Consider the following 21,200-nt stretch of genomic DNA (forward strand, 5'->3'; position numbering starts at 1 on the left):
CGCTCAGGCGATCTCCATCTCGTCGGGGTGGAAGCCGGTGCGGTGGTCGCGGTCGAGCGCCTCGATCGCGGCGAGCTCGGCGTCGCTCAGCTCGAAGTCGAAGATCTGCGCGTTCTCGGCGATCCGCGCCGGCGTGACCGACTTCGGGAAGACGACGTTGCCGAGCTGGACGTGCCAGCGCAGCACGACCTGGGCGGCCGTCTTGCCGTGCGCCTGCGCGATCCGCCCCAGCGCCGGGTCGTCGAGCAGCTCACCCTGGGCCAGCGGGCTCCACGCCTCGGTGACGATCCCGTGCTCGGCGTGGAAGGCGCGCAGCTCCCGCTGCTGCAGGTACGGGTGCAGCTCGATCTGGTTGACGGCCGGCACCACGCCCGTCTCGGCCAGCAGCCGGCGCAGGTGGGCCGGCTGGAAGTTGGAGACGCCGATCGAGCGCACGCGCCCCTCGGTCTGCAGCCGCTCGAGCGCTCTCCAGCTCTCGACGTAGCGGTCGCGCGCCGGCGTCGGCCAGTGGATCAGGTAGAGGTCTGGCGCGAAGCCGAGCTGCTCGACGCTGGCGTCGAAGGCGGCGAGCGCGCGGTCGTGGCCCTGGTCGGCGTTCCACAGCTTCGTCGTGACGTACAGCTGCTCGCGCGGGATCCCCGCCGCGGCGATCGCCTCGCCGACCTCGCGCTCGTTGCCGTACGCCGCGGCGGTGTCGATGTGGCGGTAGCCGAGCCGCAGCGCCTCCGCGACCGCCTTCGCGGTCTCGGCCGGCGGGATCTGGAAGACGCCGAAGCCGAGCTGCGGGATCGAGGTGCCGTCGTTGAGGGGGATGTCCGGGATCTCGGTCATGACCCTACGGTCTACCCGCGATCGGCGGCGATCGTCCGCCGGGCGAGCGCCGACGCGCCGTGGCGGGCGCCGGCGCGAGCGCTGTCGGCGACTTCTCGGGTCGTCCCGGCGCCGGCCGGCGTTACCCTCCGTCGTCGTGCCATTCCTCCTCGCCTCGATCACCGAGCCGCTGATCAACCTCGCGACCGACGTCGTCGACAAGCTCGGCCTCGCGGGCGTCTTCGTGCTGATGATGCTCGAAAGCGCCTGCATCCCGATCCCGTCGGAGGCGACGATGCTGTTCGCCGGCTTCAACGTCTCGCTCGGCCACTACTCGCTGCTGGCGGCGACGCTGATCGGCGCGACCGCCAACCTCGTCGGCTCGTGGATCGCCTACGGCGTCGGCTGGTTCGGCCGCGTCGAGCTGCTCGAGCGCCATGGCAGCAAGCTGCACGTCTCCAGACGCCAGCTGGAGCAGGCCGACCGCTGGTTTCAGAAGTACGGCTCGGCGGCGGTGCTCGTGACGCGGATGCTGCCGATCGTGCGGACCTTCATCTCGCTGCCGGCCGGCGTCGCGCGGATGCCGTTCCTGCGCTTCTCGCTGCTGACCTTCGTCGGCTGCCTCCCGTGGGTCTTCGCGCTCGCCTTCATCGGCAAGGAGGCGCGCGACAACTGGACGGCGTGGAAGGACCACCTCCACTACGTCGACTACGCCGTCGCGGTCGCGCTGGTCGCGGTCGTCGCGTACTACGGCATCCGCTGGCACCGCCGCCGCGGCCAGGGCCCGGTCGACGGCGAGCCGGCGCAGGCCGACCTGTCCGCGTGAGCGACGCCGCCGCACCCGACCCGCTGCCCGCCGGCCAGGCGCTGGCGCTCGGCCTGCTGCACGGCCCGGCCGAGCTGCTGCCGATCTCCTCCTCGGGCCACATCACGCTCGTCCCGTGGCTGCTGCGGTGGCGCTACGCAGAGCTCGACCCGGAGCTGCGCAAGGCGTTCGAGGTCGCGCTCCACGCCGGCACCGCCGCCGCGCTGCTGATCGGCCTGCGCGCCGAGGTCGAGGAGGCGGCGCGCGGGCTCGACCGCCGGCGGATCGAGCTGCTCGTGCTGTCGTTCGCGCCGGCCGGCTTCTTCGCCTTCGCGCTCGAGCGCCCGATCGAGCGCCGCCTCGGCACGCCGGGGACGATCGCGGCCGGGCTGGCGGTCGGCGCGCTCGCGATGGCGCTCGCCGACCGCGCGCCGCAGGAGCGCGGCAGAGAGACGGCCGACTGGCGCGACGCGCTCGCGATCGGCCTCGCGCAGGCGTGCGCGCTCGTGCCGGGCGTCTCGCGCAACGGCGCGACGCTGGCCGCCGCGCGCGCCCGCCGCTTCACGCGCGAGGACGCCAACGCGCTCTCGCGCCACGCCGCGCTGCCGATCATCGTCGCCGCGACCGGCCTGAAGGGCGTGCGGCTGTGGAGACGCGGCCTGCCGCCGCGCACGCGCGGCGCCTTCGCGCTCGGCACCGCCGCCTCGTTCGCCTCGACGCTCGGCTCGACGTGGCTGATCCGCCAGGTCGAGCGCGACCGTTCGCTGGCGCCGTACGCCGCCTACCGGATCGCGCTGGCCGCGGTCGTGGCGCGGCGGCTGCTGCGGCGACGGCGGTAGGGCGCGCGGCGGCGGCGCGCTCCCTGCGGTTGACGCGGCCCGCCGGCTCCAGCGCGAGCCCGCGACGGTCGGCGCCGGCGCTCGGCGCCGCTCAGCCGACGGCGCCGGCGGCCGGGGCGGCCGTCCAGCGCTCGGCGGCGAAGGCGCGCAGGCGCTCGCTCTCGCCGGCGCCGAAGCGCGGCAGCGCGCCGTCGCCGGCCTCGTCGCGCTCGCTCAGGCGCGCGATCGCGCCGGCGGTGACGGCGACGTCCTCGCCGCCCGCGGGGTCGGTGCCGAACAGCAGGTCGGGCAGGTCGCGGCCGGCGGCCAGCTCGTCGCACAGCCGCTGCAGCCGCTGGACGTCGGTCGCGGCGCTGCCGCGCAGCAGCAGCGTGATCGGGTCGGCGGCGTCGAAGCGCTCGCAGAAGGCGGCCAGCAGGCCCGGCGCGCCGACGACCTCGTCGGCGTAGGCGAGCACCGCGACGACCCGCGGGCCGTCGGGCGCCGGCAGCGCGGCGAGCGCTTCGGTCCTCCCCTCGCCGCCGCCGGCGGCGGCGGCCGCGAACGCCTGCTCGACCGCCGCGAAGCGGGCGAGCCGCTCCTCCGCGCGCGGGCCGCAGGCGAGCGCGAGCGCGTCGGCGGCGAAGGCGGCCGGGGGGCGCTTCGCCCACGCCGCCGGGAGGTAGGCGCGGAAGCGGACCGAGAGGTGCAGCAGCCCGCGCCACAGCACGTAGTCGAGCGGCAGCGGCCGCTCGCAGCGCCACTCGCGGTCGATCTCCGCCCAGCCGCCGTCAGGGCCGACGACGACGTTCCACCACAGCGCGTCGAGCGCGGCACCGTCGAGCAGGGCGGCGCCGCTGTCGTCGACGCCGCCGGTCCCGTGGGTGCGCGCCAGCCAGCGCCCGAGCTCGCGGACCTGCTCGGCGAAGCGGGCGTCGATCCCGTCGCGGGCGATCGTCGCCAGCAGCGCGTTGGAGAGCAGCTCGCCGGGCTGGAACTGCTCGGACGGGAAGCGGTGCGAGAAGCCGCCGAGATCGGCCCACGCGCCGGCGCCGCGCCCCGCGGCGCCGAACGGCGGCGCGTGCTCGACCGGCGCGTCGGCGCCGCGCAGCGTGACGCGCTTGCGGCAGTCGGCGCGGCGGTCGAGCGAGTAGTGGCGGACGGTCCAGTCGAGCTCGATCCCGAGCCGCTCGCGCGATGCCGCGGGGTCGCCGGCGTAGGCGATCACGAGGAAGGAGTTGGCGAGGTCGCGCAGCAGCCCGGCCTTGACGACCTCGCGCTGGGCGAGCGTCTCGTTGAAGGTGAGCAGCGCGCGCTGCGGCGCACCGCGGTCGGGCGCCGGCCCCTCCAGCCAGTTGTGGACCTGGTCGGCGTCGGTCGCGCGCTCGGCGTTGACGACCGTCCTCACGAGCTTGTAGTCCGGGTACGGGACGAGCCAGTCGCTGTGCGCGAAGCCGGCCTCGGCGAGCAGCAGCTCCAGCTCGCGCGCGCTGAAGGTGACGGCGCTGGTGGCGAGCGGATAGCCCTCGATCGAGTCGAACGGGCGGCCCGAGTGGTCCTCGCGCGCGCCACTGAGGTACTTCAGCCCGAGCTTGTTCTCGATCGCCAGCACGAGCACCCCGTCGGCGCGCAGCGCGCGGCGCACGACGCGCAGGTTGGCGAGCGCTGCCTCCGCCGGGACGGAGGTCTCAGGGTGATAGAGGTGGCCGTACTCCAGCACGCCGATCAGCGTCGCGACGTCGAAGCGGTCCTCCTCCTCCAGCTGGGAGTAGTTGGCCGCGTAGACCTCGACGTTGTCGAGCTCGGCGCAGCGGGCGCGCGCGACCTGGGCGCGGTCGGGGCTGCCCTCGACGGCGTGGACCTCGGCGCAGTGCTCGCCGAGCCAGCGCGTCACGGCGCCGCAGCCGCAGCCGAGCTCCAGCACCCGCGCGTTGCCGCGCGTCAGGCCGATGCAGTCGAACAGGGTCGAGCGGTACGGCGTCAGGTGGTACTCGGTCGCCCAGTCCTCGCGGTGGCGGCGCAGCTCCTCGGAGAGGACGCTGCGGTCCGAGGCGGCGCCGAGCAGCTCCAGCAGGCGGCGCTCGGCCCCGTCGAGGTAGCCGGCGGGGGCGCTTCCGTCGGGGGCGAGCAGCACGCCGCTGGCGGCATGCCGGGTGAACTGGTCAAGCCTCATCTGGGCGAGGGGATCGGCGCGAGCGCGGGCGGCTTGAGCGGCGCGAGCCCGCTTGCGTCATCGCGCGGCTCCGGCGAGGCCGGCCGCGGCGCGCTCGAAGCCGGGCGGCGGCGTGCGGCCGAGCACCGCGGCGGCGAACTGGCCGAGCGCGTAGACGGTCGCCGGGTCGTCCGCGGCGCTGCCGAGCATGTCGGGCGCGTCGTCGCCGCCGAGGCCGGCGTCGGCGACCAGCGCCGTCAGCTCCTGCAGCCGCTCGGGGCGGCCGGGCGCCCACAGGAACAGCGTCGCGTCGGCGGCGGCGTCGTGCTCGGCGGCGTAGGCGCGCAGCAGCGACGGGTCGGCGAGCACGTCGTCGGCCCACGCGACGGTCAGGCGGTCGCGCAGCTCGTCGCCGAGCAGCTCGGCGACGACGCGGCGCAGCAGCGCCGACTCGTGCGGCAGGCCGACGAGGTTGGCGACGTCGACCGACCCATCGAGCGGATGGGGGCGCAGGTCGCGCGGGTCGCGCGCCAGCCCGAACAGCGCGTAGCCGTGCGCGCGCAGCTCGGCGTACAGGTCGCCGGGGGCGTAGCCGGCGTCGCGGCAGGCGTCGGCCTCGCATTCGATCAGCATGAGCGGCCGGTGGCGGCCGATCGTCTCGGCGCCGCCTCTCAGCGCGGCCAGCTCGGCGCCCTCGACGTCGATCTTGACGACCTGCGGCGGCTGCAGGCGCCCGTCGGCGACCAGCCGGTCGAGCCGCGCCAGCTCGATCCGCTCGCTGCCGAGCAGCGTGTGCGGGTGGTCGGCGCCGAACTCGCGTCTGTAGAGCGTGTTGCTGCCGCTCGAGCTCCAGATGTCGATCTCGGCGCTGCCGTCGCCGTCCGACAGCGCCAGCGCCAGCGGCTCGACGTGGGCGAGGCCGTTGCGCTCGACGTTGGCGCGCAGCGTCGCGTGGGTGCGCGAGACCGGCTCGAAGGCGTAGACGCGGCCGGCCGCGGCGCCGAACCGCACCGGGTAGTAGCCGATGTTCGAGCCGACGTCGTAGAAGACGGGGTCGGGCTGCTCGGCCAGCATCCGCTCCAACCAGTGGGTGACGCTGTGCTCGTAGTAGCGGCCGCCGGGGAAGGCCCACAGCCGCTCCTGGGGGACGCCGAGCTCGCCGTGGCCCTCGATCGGCACGGTCGTCAACGGCTCGCCGCCGGCCGCCGCGGCCGGCTCGGGAGCGCCGGGGATCGAGGCCAGCTCGACGCTGTTGCCGAGCCGGCTCCAGCCGTCGCGCACGTGCTGCGCGGCCTTCGCGTCGAAGGGGTCGTGGCCGAGCGCGCCGGCCGCCAGCCGGATCAGCTCGTGCGGGTCCTCGGCGACCGAGGCGCGCGCGAGGAAGCCGTCGCGCACGCGCCGCTCGCCGTCGGTGACCGGCAGCGTCGCGGCGGCCGCGCCGGGCTCCTGCTGCTCGACGATCGCCGCCCACTGCAGCAGCGTCGCGCAGGCGAGCACGACGTCGCGCGCCTCGACGGCCGGCGAGCACCACAGCTCGCGCAGCAGCCGCCGCCGGAAGCGCAGGTCCCGGCGGAACACCGGCGCGTTCCGGGCGGCGTCGTTGCCGAGGTTGCGGTTGCCGCCGTGGAGGCGATAGTCGACCAGCGGCGCGTCGATGCGATCGATCGCGGCATGACGAGCGACGGCCGTCGCCAGCCACCAGTCCTCGGCCGGCGCGTCCTCGGCGAACGGCAGCGCGTGCGCGAGCAGCTCGGCGCGCAGCGCGGTGCCGCTGAGCGTTATCGAGTTGGCCGACAGCAGCTCGCCGAGCCGCGGGCCGCTCGCCGGGTCGATCCCGTGGGCGCGCGCGAACGACTCCTGCAGGACGCGGCCGTCGGCGTCGACGACGCGGCGGTCGACCGCGCACAGCCCGACCTCCGGCCGCGCCCGCAGGCGCTCCAGCTGCCGGGCGACCAGCTCGGGGTGGAGCGCGTCGTCGCCGTCGAGCATCACGATCACCGCGCCGCGGGCGGCCAGCAGGCCGCGCTCCAGCGATCGCGCCGAGCCGGCGTTGGGATGGCGCAGGCTGCGGACGCGGTCGCCGTAGCCGGCGACGACGTCGGGCGTCTCGTCGGTCGAGCCGTCGTCGACGACGATCACCTCGAGCAGCTCGGGCGGGTGGCGCTGGCTGAGCGCGCTGTCGATCGCGCGTCCGACGAAGCGGCCGAACTGGTGGGTGAGCACGACGACGCTCACCGCGGTGCGGTCGGCCGCGCTCATCGCGCCGCCCCGGCGACGTTCGCGCCGTGCTTGGCCTCGAAGGCCTCCTTGTCGGCCTGCACCTGCTGCGCGATCCACTCGTGCAGCTCCGGCTCGTCGCTCTTGACCGTCGCCGACAGCAGATGGCGGATCCGCGACGCCGGCACGTGGACCGGCGGCCGGCCGGCCCGGCGCAGACGCTGCAACAGGTCGGTGTCCTGGTACCAGACGACCAGCTCCGGGTCGAGGAACTCGCCGTCGGCGACCGCGAACCGCTCCAGCGTCGCGCGCGAGAGGGCGAAGCACCATGCGGCGAAGTCGTGGCGCGTCCCGCCGTCGACCGTCTCGGGGAAGACGACCGCCGCGCCGGCGTCGAGCGCGTCGCGCAGCGGCTCCCACCAGCCCGGCAGCAGCTCGACGTCGTCGTTGAGCACGAGCAGGTAGCGGCCGCGGGCGGCGCGCAGCCCGGCGTTGACCGGCGCGGTGAAGCCCTGCGGCGGCGCGCCGTTGTCGATCACGATCAGCTCGTGGTCGACCTCGGTCGTCAGCTGCGCGGCCTCGACGCAGCGGCGGGTGCGCTCGCCGGCGGCGTCGAGCGTCGGGATCACGATCGACAGCTCGAGCTCGCCGTCGCCGGGGGCGCGGCGCATCTGGCGCGCGACGGCGGCCGGCGCGCCGGCGCGGCTGGCGGGGACGGCGACGACCTCGCCGCGGCGGGCGAGCGCGGTGCAGAGCGCGGCCAGCTCGAGGCCGCGCGGCGCCGGCGCCAGCGCGGCGGGCAGGTCCCGGCGGCGGGCGGCGAGCGCGGCGGTGGCGACCGCCGGGGCGTTCGGCTCGCGCGGGTCGACGGCGGCCGCGGCGGCGACGGCCTCGTCGCCGAGCGCCTCGACGAGCGGGGCGAGGAAGTCGGGCGCGACCGACGGCGCGCCGTGGAGCAGGACGACCAGCTCGCCGCGGCAGCGGGCGATGCCGCGCGTCGCCGCGGCGGCGAAGCCGACGGGGCGGTCGGTGCGCTCGACGGCGACGTCGCCGTCGAGGCGCCGCAGCAGCGGCTCGAGCTGGGGTGCGCAGTCGGCGACGACGACGACCTCGTGGTCCGGCTGGTCGGCGCGCAGCTCGCTGATCGCGGTCACGCAGCGCAGCGCCTCGTGCTCGGGCCCGTCGAGCACGACCAGCAGCGAGACCGACCCGGCGGAGCTGCCGCCGGCGGGATCCGATGCCTCCATGTCCGATGCTGTCGGCCGGCCGCCGCCGTACTTGAGCGACGTGGCGTCGCCGGGGTCGCCCAGCGACCACTTCCGCCGCAGCCGCGCGTCGCAGCGCGCCCAGACCGCTCTGTCGCCGTAGCCGCCCTTGGTGTGGTGGACGACGCCGAGGTCTGCGGCGAGCACCGTTCTGCCGGCGGCGCGGGCGCCGAGGCAGATGTCGACGTCGTAGCCGTGGAAGCCGTCGAAGGTCTCCGCGTCGAAGCGCAGGTTGCGGACGGCCCACGGCGACAGCGCGAGCAGCAGGCCGTCGACCGCGTCGACCGGGCCGCCGGAGCCGGGCGTGCCGACGACCCCGCGCGTCTCGCGCACGAAGCCGACGTGCTCGCCCCTCCACCACGCCAGCGATCTCACGCCGCGGGCGCCGATCGTGCCGAGCACGGCGACCTCGGGGTCGCGCAGGCGGGCGCGGACGGCGTCGCAGAAGCCGCCGTCGGTCAGCTCGACGTCCTCGTGCAGCAGCACGAGCGCCTCCAGCTCGTCGTAGGAGGCGAAGTGGTCGAGCGCCTCGTTGTAGGCGACGTGGATCGAGCTGGCGTCGCTCAGCTCGGCGAGCACGCTGTCGGGCTCGCGCACGAGCGCGTAGCTGCGCAGCGCGCGCCGCGCGTGGACCGCGGGGTTGCCGACGCAGACGACGAAGCCGATCACGGTCCTGTGGTCGACATCGGACCGGGCGATCTTGAGCCGTGCCGACGCCCGCGCCCGTCATCGGCGAGAATCACGCTGTGAGCGACTCCTACGCAGCTGCCGGCGTCGACATCGCCGAGGCGGACGCGGGCGTCCGCGCGCTCGTCGACGTCCTGCGCACGATCAACCCCGGGCGCCCCTCCCTGTCGGCGCTCCCCTCCGGCCACTACGCCAACGTGCTGAGAGTGGCGCCCAACCTCGGCATCGCCCTCGGCGCCGACGGCGTCGGCACGAAGGTGATCGTCGCCGAGCAGACCGGCCGCTACGACACGGTCGGCATCGACTGCATCGCGATGAACGTCAACGACGTCGTCTGCGTCGGCGCCGAGCCGCTGGCCGTGCTCGACTACCTCGCCGTCGAGCAGGCCGACCCGGCGGTGCTGCGCGACATCGCGCTCGGCCTCAAGGCCGGCGCCGAGCAGGCCGGGGTCGAGATCCCCGGCGGCGAGCTGGCGCAGCTGCCGGAGCTGATCAAGGGCCATCCGTCGCCGAAGGGCTTCGACCTGACCGGCGCCTGCTTCGGCACCGTCGCGCTCGACGCGATCGTGACCGGCGAGCGGATCGCCGCCGGCGACGCGCTGATCGGGCTGCCGGCCTCCGGCGTCCACTCCAACGGGCTGACGCTCGCGCGCCGCGCGCTGCTGGAGCAGGGCCGCCTCGGCCTCGACGAGCGGCCGGCCGAGCTCGGCGGGGCGTCGGTCGCCGACGTGCTGCTGGAGCCGACCGTCATCTACGTGCGCGCGATCCTCGAGCTGCTGCGCAGCGACCTGCCCGTCCACGGCCTCGCCCACATCACCGGCGGCGGCGTGCTCAACCTGCTGCGGCTCGGCAAGCGGATCGGCTACGAGATCGACCGGCCGCTGCCGGTGCTGCCGGTCTTCGAGCTGATCGCCCGCCTCGGCGCCGTCGACGCGGCCGAGATGTGGAAGGTCTTCAACATGGGCTGCGGCTTCGTCGTCACCGTCCCCGCCGACGCCGCCGACGCCGCCGTCGCGCTGCTGTCGCGGCGCCACCCCGGCGCGGCGCGGATCGGCCGCGTCACCGCCGAGGCCGGCCGCGTGACGCTGCCCGGGCTCGGGCTGGCCGGCGACGCCTCCGGGCTGGCGCAGGCCGGCTGATCCGGCGCCGGCAGCCCGCCTAGACCTGGATCGCCTCTTCGCGGATCGCTATCGCGACCGCGTGGGCGCGGCTGGAGGCCTCGAGCTTGCGCATCACGTTGCGCAGGTGGGTGCGGACGGTGTGCGGGGAGAGCGACAGCGCCGCGGCGACCGCCTCGGTCGAGCGGCCCTCGGCGACGAGCGCGAGCACGCGCAGCTCCGCCTCCGACAGCGCGGCGGTGCGCCGCTCGCAGAGGTCGGTGAGGACCGCCGGCGTCGCGCGGCGGGCCGGCGGCGTCGCGTCGCCGCGCTCGTTGAACCAGACGCCGCCGCCGGCGACCGTCCGCAGCGCGTCGGCCAGCTCGCCGATCGCGCGGCGCTTGCCGATCACGCCGGCGGCGCCGCCGCGGACGGCGAGGGCGGCCTGCCGGCCGTCCTCGTGGTCGACGTAGAGGACGATCGCGGTCCGCGTGCCGCGCTGGACCAGCCGGCGCAGCAGCACGATCCCGTCGACGTCGGCGAGGTCGAGCGCGATCAGCGCGATGTCGGGCTCGTGCTGGCCGACGAGCGCCTCGCCGGCGTCGGCGGTCGAGGCGGCGGCGATCACCGCTATCCCCTCGCCGCGCAGCAGCAGGGGGAGGCCTTCGCGCACCGGCGCGTGAGGGTCGACGACGACGGCCGTGACCGGCCGCCGGCGCACGTGGACCGGGCCGTCCCCGTCGGGGCCGGCGAGCGAGGCGAGGTCGTCGGATCGGTCGTCGTCGCGAAGGGTCACGGGCTGCTCTTTCGCCGTCGATGCCCCCGGCACCTTGTGCGCAGGCGCCTCAGCTCATGCGCACGTAGCCGAGCGCCGAGCCGGCCTCGTGGACGTTGCGCTTGACCTGGTCGGAGGAGTTGCCCTCGATCGTCTGGACGCGGCCGTCGGGCAGCACCTGCTCGACGATGCCGATGTGCTCGTCCCAGACGATCAGGTCGCCGGGGCGGGGCACGGCGCCGGGGCCGTTGGGGACGGCGCGGCCGACCCGCTGCGCCCAGGCGTAGACGTCGTCGACGCGGCCGAAGCCCTGGCCGTCGTCGCCGAGCGGCATGCCGGCCTGCTGGCCGAGCCAGCTCGTGAAGTACGCGCACCACGGCCCGACGCCGCTGCCGGCGGTCGCCGTGCGGTACTCGGCGATCCGCGGCGAGTCGTTGGAGCCGGGCGGGAACTCGGCCTGGCCGAGCTCGCGCTGCGCCAGCTGGACGATCAGCTGGTTGCCGAACCCGGCGCCGCCGTTGACCGGCAGCGCGCCGCCCGCGCCGGGCAGCGCGTTCGGCGCGAAGACGCCGGGGATCGTGACGCCGCGACCGGCGAGCGCGCCGTCGAGCAGGTTCGAGAAGCCGCCGGCGGTCGCGGCGGAGGCGAGCGCGGCCGGCGCGGCGGCGCCGCCGTTGGTTACCTGGACCGGCTCGGGGATGCGCGGCGAGAGCGCGCCCTGGATCTCTTCGACGCGCGCGATGGCTGCTGCGAGGGACATCGTCCCATTCGATCGGCAGTCGGCCGCGAATCTTGACCCCCGGGCCGGCACGACCGCCGCGACGCGGCGCCGCGGGCGCGTCGGCGCTCACGACAAAAAGAAGGCGAGCGGCCGCAGCCGCTCGCCTTGTGGTCGGTCCCTCGATGGAGCCGATCTGTACGCCCGCCCCAAAGGCGGGCGAGGTTTGTGGTCCCTGTTAGCGCAGCAGCGAGAGGACGGCCTGCGGCGACTGCTGGGCCTGCGCGAGCATGCTCGTGCCGGCCTGCTGGAGGATCTGGTTCTTCGTGAAGTTGACCATCTCCGCCGCCATGTCCACGTCGCGGATGCGGGACTCGGACGCGCTCAGGTTCTCCTGGTACGTCGCGAGGTTGTTGTAGGTGTGCTCGAGGCGGTTCTGCACCGCGCCGAACGACGCGCGCTGCGCCGAGACGCTGTCGATCGCCGCGTCGATCGACGCGAGGACCGTCGCGCTGGCCAGCGAGATCGTGCCGACCGACTCGCCCAGGGAGATCGTCGAGACGGTGATGACCTCACCGTCGTTGGCGCCGACCTGGAAGGTGATCGTCGCGGCCGAGTCGAGCAGTCTCGTGTTGTTGAACTGCGCGGTCGTGCCGATGCGCTCGATCTCGTCGGTCAGCTGCACGACCTCGGAGTTGATCGCGAGTCTGTCCGAGGCGTTGAGCGTGCCGTTCTGGTACTGGACGGCCAGCTCGCGGACGCGCTGGAGCATGCTGTGGACCTCGGTGAGCGAGCCCTCAGCCGTCTGGACGAGCGAGATGCCGTCCTGCGTGTTGCGACGAGCCTGGTCGAGGCCGCCGATCTGGCCGCGCAGCTTCTCGGAGATCGCCAGGCCCGCGGCGTCGTCGGCGGCGCGGTTGATGCGGAAGCCGGACGACAGGCGCTCCATCGACTTCGCGAGCTTGCCGCTGGTGTGCTCGAGGTTGCGATGCGCGTTGAACGCCTCGACGTTCGTGTTGATGCGAAGGGACATGCTCATCTCCTTGATGTTCGTCCCAGGCGACTCCATGTCGCCCTAGCTGCCCCGTACATCGGCCGTCCGCGATGAAGCTTTAGCCGCTCGGGAGGATCTGGACGGCCTGGCGCGAAGGCGCTCGCGAGCGCCGCCCGCCTACGCCGTCACGTCGATCGAGCCGCCGCCCTCGGGCCGCGGCCGCGGGCGCTGCGCGGCGCGCTCGCGCCGCTGCTCGCGCAGCGCCTCCTCGCGCTCCTCCTCGCGCTCGCGGCGGCGCCGCTCGCGCTCCTCCGGGTCGACTCTCTGGTGGCCGACCGGCGGGACCGGGAAGAGGTCGGGGTTGCGGGGGATGATCGGGTTGACGCGATCGACCATCGTCGCTCCTACGCCTCGGCCGGCTGCTCGGCGGCGTCGGGCGGCGGCGCGGCGGCGCGGCGGGCCGCCGCCTCCTCCTCGCGCTGCTCGCGCACGACTCTGAGCTCGGTCACGACCAGCTGGCGCCAGACGGCGACCGCGCACGCCCACACGACGAGGTAGGCGACGATCCCGCCGGCGAGCGCGCGCAGCAGCAGCTCCTCGACCGGGACGTCGGCCTGCCACGAGATCAGCGCGACGAGCGCGAAGCCGGCGAGGCCGCCCCACGCCTTCGCCTGCTTGACCTGCTCGCCGGCTCTCGGGTGGTTGGCGACGCTCGGCAGCACCGGCCCTCCGGCCCGGCCCCTGCCGGGGCCGCCGCGCCTGCCGCGCGCCGGCGGCGCCGCTGCGCGTCTGCCCGCCTGGCGCTGTCGCGGGCGCGTGTTGCTCGCTGCCATCGTCCGACTCCTCCCGGTCACAGCTCGCTGTCGCGCGTCATTCTGCGCGCGATCCGCTCGCGTTCGAAGATGAAGGCGACGAGGCGGCGCCGGTCGTTGTCGCTGAGCTCCTCGATCGCGATCCCGCGGTGGCCCTCGTCGCTCGTGCGCGCGACGCGTCCGAGCCCCTCGATCGGCGGCTCCCCGTCGACGACCCGCAGCCGGAAGCGCACCGCGTCGTCGATCTGCAGCGTGTCGGGGCCCGAGGCGAGCAGCCCGTTGCCGCTCACGTTGACGGTGAACGTGTCGACCCACCTCCCGACGCGGTTCTCGTCGTCGACGCGCGCCAGCGCCAGCGGGCGGACCGCGCTGACGCGCACGAAGTCGCGCCGCTGCTGGACCTCGACGGCGCCCTCCAGCGTCAGCTGGACGGCGTCGGAGGCGAGCACGCGGCCCGAGCCCTCGATCCGCACGAGGCCGCGCGGGCCGGGGAACTCGATCGCCATGCCGTCGACCTGGCCCTGCCGCATCGAGGCGGGCAGGTCGAGCAGCAGCACGAGCACGACCTCCGCGTCGGAGACGCGCGTGACGCGCGCGGCGTAGCGCTCGTCGCCCGGGAGCGCGAGGTCGACGTCCTGGCGCACCTCGGGCAGTGGGAGGGCGCCGGCCCCGCCGCCCTTGGTCGTCCGCTTGCGCAGCGGGCTCATCGCAGCAGCCGCTCCGCGAGCGCGTGCGGGTCGGCCGGCGCCAGCGCGCCCGGCAGCTCCACGCCGCTGTTGACGTAGGCGAGCGGCAGCCGCGTCGCGCAGGCCAGCTCGACGACGGCGCCGATATGGTCGGTTGCGTCGGCGTGGGTCATCGCGATCCCGGTCGCGCCGAGCGGCGCCAACCGCTCGACCAGCTCCTGCGCGACGGCGTCGCTGAGCGTCGCCGGCACGACCAGCTGGACCTCGTCGAGCGCGAGCGGCTCCAGCTGCGCCGCGAGCGCCTCGACGGCGGCCGGGTCGCCCGGCGAGACGGCCGGCGTGTCGAGCACGACGACCGCCTCCCGGCGCAGCGCGGCGAGCCGCTCGGCCGCCCGCTCGCCGTCGACGACCTCGACGCGGACGCCGTGCGGCTTCAGCAGCGCGGTCAGCTCCGCCCCGCCGTCGGCCGGCGCGAGCGAGAGGCAGGCGACGGGGACCGTGCTGCCGTGGGCGTAGGCGGCGGCAAGGCCGGCGCTGCAGCGCGTCTTGCCGCCGCCGCCGGCGCCGACGAAGGCGACCGCGCGGCCGCCGATGCGCGGCGGAGCGAGCGTCGGGATGCGGCGCGCGAGCGCGGTGCGGACCGCCGCTCTGACGTCGCCGCCGGGCGTGAAGGGGAGCACGTGCGCGGTCGCGTCGAGCAGCAGCTCCTCGGTCGCCGCCGGCGCGAGGCCGCGCGTCGCGAGCTGCTCGCCGACGAGCGTCGCCTCGGGGCTCCCGACCGCGCGGCGCGGCGTCGTCGGGCCGAGCCGGCGCCGGCGGTTGAAGAGGCTGCGCCGCGGCGCGAGCGTCGCGGGGGCCGGCGCCGACGGGCGGGAGGGCGCGGCGCCGGTGCCGGCGGGGGCGGCCGGGGCGGGCTCGGCGGCGGTCGTCGCCGCGTCGCCGTCGCGCCCGCCGCGGGCGGCGACGCTCGCCGCGATCGCCGCGGCCAGCTCGAGCGCCTGGGTCGTCTGCGGGCCGACGCCGCCGTCGAGCGGCGCGGGGTCGTCCGCGACCGCCGGCTCCGGCGCGGCGGCGGCCTTCGCGGCCGCGGCTCGCTTCGCCGCGCTCGGCTTGGCGGCCGCTCTGGCGCCTCTCGCCTGCGCTCTCGCGCGACCTCTCGCCGCTCTCGGCTCGGCGGCGCCGGCGCCTCTCGCCTGCGCGCTCGCGCGGCCTCTCGCCGCTCTGCGCTTCGCGGCTCTTCTCGCCGCCGGCGCGGCGGCGGCGCTGCCGTTCGCGCCGTTGGCGCCGCTCGTCCCGTTGGTCGCGCTCCCGTTCGCGGCCGCGGCCGGCGGCAGGTCGGGCGCCGGCGCCGGTCTCTGCGGCAGCGGGACCGGCTCCTCGGTCGTCTCGGCGACGACCGGCGGCCGCGGCGTCGCGTAGGCGCGGCGCTGGGGGATCTCCGGCTCGGCCGTCTCGACGTCGGCCGAGGCGGCGCCGGCGGTGACGACCGGCTCGGCGCGCTCCTCGGCGGCGGCGAGCTGGCGGGCGAAGGTGTCGCTGTGCCGGCGCAGGATCTCCGCCGGCGTGCGGCCGGCGCCGTCGCCGCCGGTCGCCTGGCGCAGCAGCTCGGCCGCCGTCAGCGGCGCGCCCTGCTCGGCGGCGGGCGCGTCCGCGGGCGGAGCGGCCGGCGGCGGCGCCGGCGCGGCCGGCTGCTCGTCGTAGAGGTCGATCCGCCGGCTGCCCGCCCGCGCCTGCACCTCGACGAACTGCTGCTGGAAGAAGCCGCCGATCCCGCCCATCAGGCCTTCGCGCTGGCGCACGACGACGGCGTCGGGGCCGAGCTCGGCGCGGATCTGCGGGAGGACCTCCTCCAGCGATCTGCCGCGGAAGGTGCGGAGCGCCGGATCGGCCGGCAGGTGCCCGTTCGCCTTCGGGCGATCGTCAACTTGCGAGCTCATGCTCGATCACTCCAATCGTCTCCACCGTGATGCCGGGTGCGATCTCGTTGTACGAGCAGACCGCGAGGTGCGGGATCGCCTGCTCGACCAGTCTCCGCATGTGGCGGCGCACGCGAGCCGAGCACAGCAGCACCGGCCGACTGCCGCGCGCGACTGCATGCTCCACCTGTGTTCGGAGCGCGCCGACCAAAGCCTGCGCGCGCGTCGGGTCCATCGCGAGGAACTCGCCGTCGGAGGTCTGCGTGATCGCGGCCGCGACCTCCTGCTCGATCGCCGGGTCGAGCGCGATCGCGCGCAGCCGCTGCTCGGCGTCGACGTGCGGCGCGGTGATCGTGCGGCCGAGCGCCTGGCGGGCGTACTCGGCCAGCAGCGAGGTGTCGCGCGTCAGCCGCGCCTTGTCGCCGACCGCCTCGACGATCGTGCCGAGGTCGCGGATCGAGACGCCCTCGGCCAGCAGGCCCTGGAGCACGCGCTGGATCTCGCCGAGCGTGAGCATGTCGGGCACGACCTCGTCGACGACCGCCTGGTTGGTCTCCTTCAGCTGCTCCAGCAGCGCTCTCACGTCCTGGCGTGTGAGCAGCTCGGCGGCGTGGCTGCGGATCGTCTCGGTCAGGTGGGTGACGATCACCGACTCGCCGTCGACGACGGTGTAGCCGAGCGCCTCCGCCTCGGCCCGCTGCGACTCGGCGACCCACGTCGCCGGGAGGCCGAAGGCCGGCTCGGTCGTCGGCACGCCCTGCAGCTGGCCGACCGCGTCGCCGGGGTCCATCGCCAGCTGGTGGCCGGCCATGATGCGGCCGCGCGCGACCTCGGTGCCGCGCACCTTCAGCACGTACTCGTGCGAGTCGAGCCCGAGCTCGTCGTGGATCCGCACCGGCGGGATCACCATGCCGAGCTCGGTCGCGATCTGGCGGCGGATGACGCTGACGCGCGACAGCAGCGTGCCGCCGTTGCCCTGGTCGACCAGCCGCACCAGCCCGAAGCCGATCGCCAGCTCGAGCGGGTCGATCGGCAGCGCCTCCAGCGCGGCGTCGCGCGGCTGGGCGACGGCCGAGCCCTCGGCGTCGGCGAGCGCCTTCTTCTCCTCCTCCTCGGCCTCGGCGGCCTCCTGTCTGCGCAGCGTCCAGCCGATGAACAGCAGCGCGCCGCCGATCACGACGAACGGCAGCTTCGGCAGGCCCGGCACGAGCGCGAAGGCGAGGATCGCGCCGCCGGCTACGAGCGGCGCCTTGCGCTGCTTGAGGATCTGCTGCGCGACGTCGGAGCCAAGGTCCCTGTCGGAGGCGGCGCGCGTGACGAGGATGCCGGTCGCGACCGAGATCAGCAGCGCCGGGATCTGCGCGGCGAGGCCGTCGCCGACGGTCAGCAGCGAGAAGTGCTGGATCGCCTCGTTGAACGGCATGTCCATCTGCATCATCCCGACGGCGAGGCCGCCGATCAGGTTGATGACGACGATCACGATCGCGGCGATCGCGTCGCCTCTGACGAACTTCGAGGCGCCGTCCATCGAGCCGTAGAAGTCGGCCTCCTTGGCGATCTCGGCGCGCCGCGCGCGGGCCTCCTCGTCGGTGATCAGCCCGGCGTTGAGGTCGGCGTCGATCGCCATCTGCTTGCCGGGCATCGCGTCGAGCGTGAAGCGCGCGCCGACCTCGGCGACGCGGCCGGCGCCGTTGGTGACGACGATGAACTGGATCACGACGAGGATGAAGAAGATGACGAGGCCGACGATCACGTTGCCGCCGACGACGAACTCGCCGAACGCTCTGATCACGTGGCCGGCGTCGCCGGTCGTGAGGATCAGGCGCGTGACCGAGACGTTGATCGCCAGCCGGAACATCGTCGTCAGCAGCAGCAGCGACGGGAACGAGGAGAAGTCGAGCGCCCGTCTGAGGTAGAGCGTCGCGACGACGATCGCGATGCCGGCCGAGATGTTGAGCGTGATGAAGAAGTCGAGCAGCAGCGGCGGCAGCGGCACGACGAGCATCACGACGATCAGCACGACGCCGAGCGCGGCGAGCAGGTCGGTCTGGCCCAAGAGCTTCTTCAGCACCGGCGAGTTCATCCGGCCGCCACCTTTCGGCGGGCCTTGCCCGCGACTCTGTAGACGTGGGCGAGCACCTGCGCGACCGCCTGGTACAGCTCCTCCGGGATCAGCTGGCCGATCTCGACGCTGCCGTGCAGCGAGCGCGCCAGCGGCGGGTTCTCGATCACCGGCACGTCGTGCTCGGCGGCCAGTCTGCGGATCTGGAGGGCGATCAGGTCCTGACCCTTGGCGACCACCTCGGGCGCGGGCTTGCTGCCGTCGTACTTGAGCGCGACGGCGAAGTGGGTCGGGTTGGTGACGACGACGTCGGCCTCCGGGACGGCCGCCATCATGCGGGCGCGCGCCTGCTCCATCTGCCGGCGGCGCAGCGCGCTCTTGACCTCGGCCGGCAGCTGGTGCGATCTGAACTCGTCCTTGACCTCCTGCTTGCTCATCCGCAGCTGCTTCTCGTGCTGCCAGCGCTGGTAGGCGTAGTCGACGAAGCCGATCACGAGGTAGGCGAGCGCGGCGCGCTGGGCGACGGCGAAGACCATCGAGGCGAGCTCGGCGCCGAGCTGGCCGGGGGTGGTGCCGACGGTCGCGGCCAGCTCGGTCATCCGCGGGATCAGCGTCATCGCGACGATCACGCCGACGACGGCGACCTTCGCGATCGACTTGCCGCCCTCGAAGAACATTCTCGGGCCGAAGACGTTCTTCGCGCCCGACAGCGGGTTGATCCGTCTCGGCTGCGGCTTGAGCGCCTCCGGCGCGGGCTTGAGCCCGACCTGGCCGAGGTTGGAGACGACGGCGGCGAGCGCGCAGATCAGCGCGACCGGCGCGATCGCGAGCGCGAGCGTCTGCAGCGACGCCATGAAGGTCACCTCGAGGCCGCGGGCGCTGAGCGCCTCGCCCGGCGCCGCGATGCGGTCGAAGGCGTCGCGCATCGCGGTCTCCATCCCGCCGACCACTCTCGGCCCAAGGAGGCTGAGCGCGAACAGGCCGGTGATCAGCACGACGGCGCCGTTGACGTCCATCGAGCGCGCGACCTGGCCTCTTCTGCGCGCGTCTTCCCGCCGTCTCGGTGTCGCTCTCTCGGTCTTGTCGTCGGCCATCGTCAGATCACCCCATCCGGACCGTGTCGAGGGCCTGGCTGACGCTGACCGTCAGCTGGTCGGAGATCCAGCCGCCGACGAACGGCAGCGAGGCGGCGACGACGAGCAGGCCGACGAGCACCTTGACCGGGAAGCCGACGGCGAAGACGTTCATCTGCGGCACGACGCGCGAGACGACGCCGAAGCCGGCGTCGGTCAGCACGCAGGCGATGATCACCGGCGCGGCGACCTGCACCGCCGAGGCGAAGATCGTCGTGAAGGTCGCGACGACCCCCTCGCCGATCGAGGCGAAGTCGGGGAAGGCCGACAGCGGCACGAGATCGAAGGTGCGCGACAGCCCCTGGATCAGCCAGGCGTCGCCGTTGATCGCGATGAAGATCGCGATCGCGACGAGCGTGTAGACGCGCGTCAGCACCGCCGAGTTGTTGCCGGTCATCGGGTCGACGGTCGCGCCGAAGGCGAAGCCGACCATGAAGTCGAGCAGCGCGCCGGCGGTGTCGATCGCCGCGAACAGGACGGCGATGCAGAGCGCGAAGGCGAGCCCGACGAGCAGCTCCTTGACGACGAGGCCGACGATCGGGACGACGCCGTCGGGCAGCGTCTGGCCGGCGATCGCCAGCGGATAGAGGCCGAGCGCGATCGCGAGCGCGACGATCGTTCTCGCGCGCGCGGGGATCTGTCTGGAGGAGAAGAGCGGGGCGACGATGAAGAGCGGCGTGATCCGCGCCAGCACGAGGAAGAAGCCGAGCACGTTTCTGACGCCGAGGGAGGCGAGCAGCTGGTTGGCCGTCTGCTGCGTCGCGTTCATCCGCCACCGACCAGCGTCGGGATCGACCGATACAGCTCCTCCGTGTAGGAGAGCAGCTGGTTCATCATCCACGGGCCCGCGACGATCAGCACGACCGCGGTCGCGATGATCTTCGGGATGAAGGTGAGGCTCTGCTCCTGGATCTGCGTGATCGCCTGGAAGACCGAGACGACGAGGCCGACGACGAGGCCGACGAGCAGGATCGGCAGGCCGACCTTGATCGCCAGGTCGAGCGCCTGCGTCGCCAGGTGCATGACGGTGTCCTGATCCATCACCGCACCTTCAGCTGAAGCTCCGCACGAGCGAGTCGGTGATCAGCGCCCAGCCGTCGACCAGCACGAACAGCAGGATCTTGAACGGCAGCGAGATGAAGATCGGCGGGAGCATGATCATGCCCATGCTCATCAACGTCGACGCGACGATCAGATCGATGATCAGGAACGGCAGGAAGATCATGAAGCCGATCTGGAAGGCGGTCTTCAGCTCGCTGACGATGAAGGCCGGGATCAGCGTCGTCATCGGGATGTCGGCGCGCGTTCTCGGCTGCTCTCTGGTGCCGGAGAGGCGCACGAACAGCGCCAGGTCGCTTCTGCGCGTCTGCTGGAACATGAAGTCGCGCAGCGGCAGCTGGGCTCTCTCGATCGCCTGAGCGGTGTTGATTCTGCCGGCCTCCAGCGGGTCCCAGGCGGTCGTCTTGATCTGGTTGAAGGTCGGCGCCATCACGAACAGCGTCAGGAACAGCGCGATCCCGACGAGCACCTGGTTGGGCGGCGCCGTCGGCGTGCCGATCGCGGTGCGGATGAAGCCGAGGACGATCAGGATCCGCGTGAAGCCGGTGAGGCAGAAGAGCGCCGCGGGGATCAGCGTCAGCGCGCCGATCAGCAGCAGTACCTGGACCGCGCTCTCGCCGTCGACCTGGCTCATCTGCGCACCGTCCAGCGGCGCATCGCGCCGACCAGGTCGCGCGGCGCGCGCGCCGTCGCCGCGCCGCCGCCGGCGGCTGCGGCGGCGAGGACCGGCTCGGCCGGCTCGACCAGCTCGCCCCACTCGTCGATCAGGCCGGCGTCGCGCGCCTCCTGCTCGGTGTAGGCGCGGACCGGCGTGACGGCGTGGTCGGCGACCCCCACCAGCACCAGCTCGTTGCCGGCGCGGACCAGCTGCAGCGAGCGGCCGCCGCCGAGCGGCACCGACGCGACCGCGGCGAGGCCGCCGCTCGCGCGCTCGGCGCGACTCTGCTTGACCTGTCTGAGGACCCACGCGATCCCGTAGATGACGCCGATCACGACGGCGAGGCCGACGATCGTGCGCACGAGGCTGCCGCCGCTGCCGCCGACGTCGGCGCCGGGCTGCGTGGAGGTGCCGAGGTCGACCGGGGTGTCCTCCGGGTCGCTCGCGGCCAGCGCGAGCGCGGGCGCGAGCAGCACGATCATGAGGGCAGCGGCGAGCGCGGCCGCCCGTGGGAGCAGGGAAGCCTGAATCATCGA

20 protein-coding genes are annotated in these 21,200 nt (G+C 74.4%); 3 read left to right on the top strand and 17 right to left on the bottom strand.

Translation table 11 applies throughout. The features are described from left to right. Positions 1 to 3 precede the first annotated feature (3 nt). The gene (locus BDZ31_RS02690; RefSeq protein ID WP_183338724.1) at positions 4 to 831 is read right to left on the bottom strand and encodes an aldo/keto reductase; all 828 of its coding nucleotides are present in this window, start codon (positions 829 to 831) and stop codon (positions 4 to 6) included. Positions 832 to 967: 136 nt separating this feature from the next. On the opposite strand from BDZ31_RS02690, the gene BDZ31_RS02695 reads away from it, so the two are divergent. Then, the gene (locus tag BDZ31_RS02695) at positions 968 to 1,636 is read left to right on the top strand and encodes a VTT domain-containing protein (protein ID WP_183338726.1); all 669 of its coding nucleotides are present in this window, start codon (positions 968 to 970) and stop codon (positions 1,634 to 1,636) included. Next, positions 1,633 to 2,454 carry an undecaprenyl-diphosphate phosphatase gene (locus BDZ31_RS02700; RefSeq protein WP_183338728.1) on the top strand — a complete coding sequence of 274 codons (822 nt, stop codon included), beginning with the start codon at positions 1,633 to 1,635 and terminating at the stop codon, positions 2,452 to 2,454. The genes BDZ31_RS02695 and BDZ31_RS02700 overlap by 4 nt, the downstream gene beginning before the upstream one ends. A gap of 91 nt (positions 2,455 to 2,545) precedes the next feature. Here the strand turns inward: BDZ31_RS02700 and BDZ31_RS02705 are convergent, their stop codons facing one another. From BDZ31_RS02705 to BDZ31_RS25775, 3 genes are read right to left on the bottom strand one after another with little or no spacing between them, the layout of a single operon-like run. Further along, complete coding sequence (locus BDZ31_RS02705; RefSeq protein WP_183338730.1) at positions 2,546 to 4,606, bottom strand: class I SAM-dependent methyltransferase; 2,061 nt, start codon at positions 4,604 to 4,606, stop codon at positions 2,546 to 2,548. A 57-nt stretch (positions 4,607 to 4,663) separates the two neighbouring features. Next, complete coding sequence (locus BDZ31_RS02710) at positions 4,664 to 6,844, bottom strand: FkbM family methyltransferase (protein ID WP_183338732.1); 2,181 nt, start codon at positions 6,842 to 6,844, stop codon at positions 4,664 to 4,666. Further along, positions 6,841 to 8,736, bottom strand: a complete 1,896-nt coding sequence (locus BDZ31_RS25775) for a glycosyltransferase (protein WP_183338734.1) — start codon at positions 8,734 to 8,736, stop codon at positions 6,841 to 6,843. Before BDZ31_RS25775 ends, BDZ31_RS02710 begins: the two co-directional genes overlap by 4 nt. Before the next feature lie 77 nt (positions 8,737 to 8,813). Here BDZ31_RS25775 and purM point away from each other — a divergent pair, with 77 nt between their 5' ends. Beyond that, positions 8,814 to 9,893: a phosphoribosylformylglycinamidine cyclo-ligase gene (purM, locus tag BDZ31_RS02720; protein WP_183338736.1), complete on the top strand. Its 1,080-nt coding sequence runs from the start codon at positions 8,814 to 8,816 to the stop codon at positions 9,891 to 9,893. 19 nt (positions 9,894 to 9,912) lie between these two features. Here the strand turns inward: purM and BDZ31_RS25780 are convergent, their stop codons facing one another. The 13 genes from BDZ31_RS25780 to BDZ31_RS02785 all read right to left on the bottom strand — a co-directional run bounded on the left by BDZ31_RS25780 (position 9,913) and on the right by BDZ31_RS02785 (position 21,197). Further along, entirely contained in the window at positions 9,913 to 10,647 is a 735-nt protein-coding gene (locus tag BDZ31_RS25780; protein WP_183338738.1) for a LuxR C-terminal-related transcriptional regulator, read from the bottom strand. A gap of 49 nt (positions 10,648 to 10,696) precedes the next feature. Further along, positions 10,697 to 11,386 carry a CHAP domain-containing protein gene (locus tag BDZ31_RS02730; protein ID WP_183338740.1) on the bottom strand — a complete coding sequence of 230 codons (690 nt, stop codon included), beginning with the start codon at positions 11,384 to 11,386 and terminating at the stop codon, positions 10,697 to 10,699. Between the two features lie 196 nt (positions 11,387 to 11,582). Then, on the bottom strand, positions 11,583 to 12,377 hold the full coding sequence (locus tag BDZ31_RS02735) for a flagellin N-terminal helical domain-containing protein (protein ID WP_183338742.1): 795 nt from the start codon (positions 12,375 to 12,377) through the stop codon (positions 11,583 to 11,585). Positions 12,378 to 12,515: 138 nt separating this feature from the next. Then, positions 12,516 to 12,734, bottom strand: a complete 219-nt coding sequence (locus BDZ31_RS02740; RefSeq protein WP_183338744.1) for a hypothetical protein — start codon at positions 12,732 to 12,734, stop codon at positions 12,516 to 12,518. An 8-nt stretch (positions 12,735 to 12,742) separates the two neighbouring features. Next, positions 12,743 to 13,171, bottom strand: coding sequence for a hypothetical protein (locus tag BDZ31_RS02745; RefSeq protein WP_183338746.1), 429 nt, complete (start codon positions 13,169 to 13,171; stop codon positions 12,743 to 12,745). A 17-nt stretch (positions 13,172 to 13,188) separates the two neighbouring features. Further along, positions 13,189 to 13,857: a PilZ domain-containing protein gene (locus BDZ31_RS02750; RefSeq protein WP_183338748.1), complete on the bottom strand. Its 669-nt coding sequence runs from the start codon at positions 13,855 to 13,857 to the stop codon at positions 13,189 to 13,191. Further along, positions 13,854 to 15,773 (bottom strand): hypothetical protein, encoded by a 1,920-nt coding sequence (locus BDZ31_RS02755; RefSeq protein ID WP_183338750.1) that lies wholly within the window; start codon positions 15,771 to 15,773, stop codon positions 13,854 to 13,856. The genes BDZ31_RS02750 and BDZ31_RS02755 overlap by 4 nt, the downstream gene beginning before the upstream one ends. Then, the gene (flhA, locus tag BDZ31_RS02760) at positions 15,757 to 17,835 is read right to left on the bottom strand and encodes a flagellar biosynthesis protein FlhA (protein WP_183338752.1); all 2,079 of its coding nucleotides are present in this window, start codon (positions 17,833 to 17,835) and stop codon (positions 15,757 to 15,759) included. Before flhA ends, BDZ31_RS02755 begins: the two co-directional genes overlap by 17 nt. Continuing rightward, the gene (gene flhB, locus BDZ31_RS02765) at positions 17,832 to 18,908 is read right to left on the bottom strand and encodes a flagellar biosynthesis protein FlhB (protein ID WP_183338754.1); all 1,077 of its coding nucleotides are present in this window, start codon (positions 18,906 to 18,908) and stop codon (positions 17,832 to 17,834) included. Before flhB ends, flhA begins: the two co-directional genes overlap by 4 nt. A gap of 7 nt (positions 18,909 to 18,915) precedes the next feature. Then, on the bottom strand, positions 18,916 to 19,716 hold the full coding sequence (gene fliR, locus BDZ31_RS02770) for a flagellar biosynthetic protein FliR (protein ID WP_183338756.1): 801 nt from the start codon (positions 19,714 to 19,716) through the stop codon (positions 18,916 to 18,918). Beyond that, positions 19,713 to 19,988 carry a flagellar biosynthesis protein FliQ gene (gene fliQ / locus BDZ31_RS02775; RefSeq protein ID WP_183338758.1) on the bottom strand — a complete coding sequence of 92 codons (276 nt, stop codon included), beginning with the start codon at positions 19,986 to 19,988 and terminating at the stop codon, positions 19,713 to 19,715. Before fliQ ends, fliR begins: the two co-directional genes overlap by 4 nt. Positions 19,989 to 19,998: 10 nt before the next feature. Continuing rightward, complete coding sequence (fliP, locus tag BDZ31_RS02780) at positions 19,999 to 20,640, bottom strand: flagellar type III secretion system pore protein FliP (RefSeq protein ID WP_183338760.1); 642 nt, start codon at positions 20,638 to 20,640, stop codon at positions 19,999 to 20,001. Beyond that, on the bottom strand, positions 20,637 to 21,197 hold the full coding sequence (locus tag BDZ31_RS02785) for a FliO/MopB family protein (protein WP_183338762.1): 561 nt from the start codon (positions 21,195 to 21,197) through the stop codon (positions 20,637 to 20,639). The genes fliP and BDZ31_RS02785 overlap by 4 nt, the downstream gene beginning before the upstream one ends. Positions 21,198 to 21,200 lie beyond the last annotated feature (3 nt).

Origin of the sequence: Conexibacter arvalis, assembly GCF_014199525.1 — a bacterium.
Lineage (GTDB): Bacteria > Actinomycetota > Thermoleophilia > Solirubrobacterales > Solirubrobacteraceae > Conexibacter > Conexibacter arvalis.

Excerpts from the sequence above, each read along its gene's own strand:
- fliR (WP_183338756.1), bottom strand. The coding sequence starts at position 19,716 with ATGAACGCGACGCAGCAGACGGCCAACCAGCTGCTCGCCTCCCTCGGC.
- flhB (WP_183338754.1), bottom strand. The coding sequence starts at position 18,908 with ATGGCCGACGACAAGACCGAGAGAGCGACACCGAGACGGCGGGAAGAC.
- BDZ31_RS02750 (WP_183338748.1), bottom strand. The coding sequence starts at position 13,857 with ATGAGCCCGCTGCGCAAGCGGACGACCAAGGGCGGCGGGGCCGGCGCC.
- BDZ31_RS02740 (WP_183338744.1), bottom strand. The coding sequence starts at position 12,734 with ATGGTCGATCGCGTCAACCCGATCATCCCCCGCAACCCCGACCTCTTC.
- flhA (WP_183338752.1), bottom strand. The coding sequence starts at position 17,835 with ATGAACTCGCCGGTGCTGAAGAAGCTCTTGGGCCAGACCGACCTGCTC.
- fliQ (WP_183338758.1), bottom strand. The coding sequence starts at position 19,988 with ATGGATCAGGACACCGTCATGCACCTGGCGACGCAGGCGCTCGACCTG.
- BDZ31_RS02730 (WP_183338740.1), bottom strand. The coding sequence starts at position 11,386 with ATGTCCCTCGCAGCAGCCATCGCGCGCGTCGAAGAGATCCAGGGCGCG.
- BDZ31_RS02710 (WP_183338732.1), bottom strand. The coding sequence starts at position 6,844 with ATGAGCGCGGCCGACCGCACCGCGGTGAGCGTCGTCGTGCTCACCCAC.
- BDZ31_RS02745 (WP_183338746.1), bottom strand. The coding sequence starts at position 13,171 with ATGGCAGCGAGCAACACGCGCCCGCGACAGCGCCAGGCGGGCAGACGC.
- BDZ31_RS02690 (WP_183338724.1), bottom strand. The coding sequence starts at position 831 with ATGACCGAGATCCCGGACATCCCCCTCAACGACGGCACCTCGATCCCG.
- fliP (WP_183338760.1), bottom strand. The coding sequence starts at position 20,640 with ATGAGCCAGGTCGACGGCGAGAGCGCGGTCCAGGTACTGCTGCTGATC.
- BDZ31_RS02735 (WP_183338742.1), bottom strand. The coding sequence starts at position 12,377 with ATGTCCCTTCGCATCAACACGAACGTCGAGGCGTTCAACGCGCATCGC.
- BDZ31_RS02755 (WP_183338750.1), bottom strand. The coding sequence starts at position 15,773 with ATGAGCTCGCAAGTTGACGATCGCCCGAAGGCGAACGGGCACCTGCCG.
- BDZ31_RS02705 (WP_183338730.1), bottom strand. The coding sequence starts at position 4,606 with ATGAGGCTTGACCAGTTCACCCGGCATGCCGCCAGCGGCGTGCTGCTC.
- BDZ31_RS02785 (WP_183338762.1), bottom strand. The coding sequence starts at position 21,197 with ATGATTCAGGCTTCCCTGCTCCCACGGGCGGCCGCGCTCGCCGCTGCC.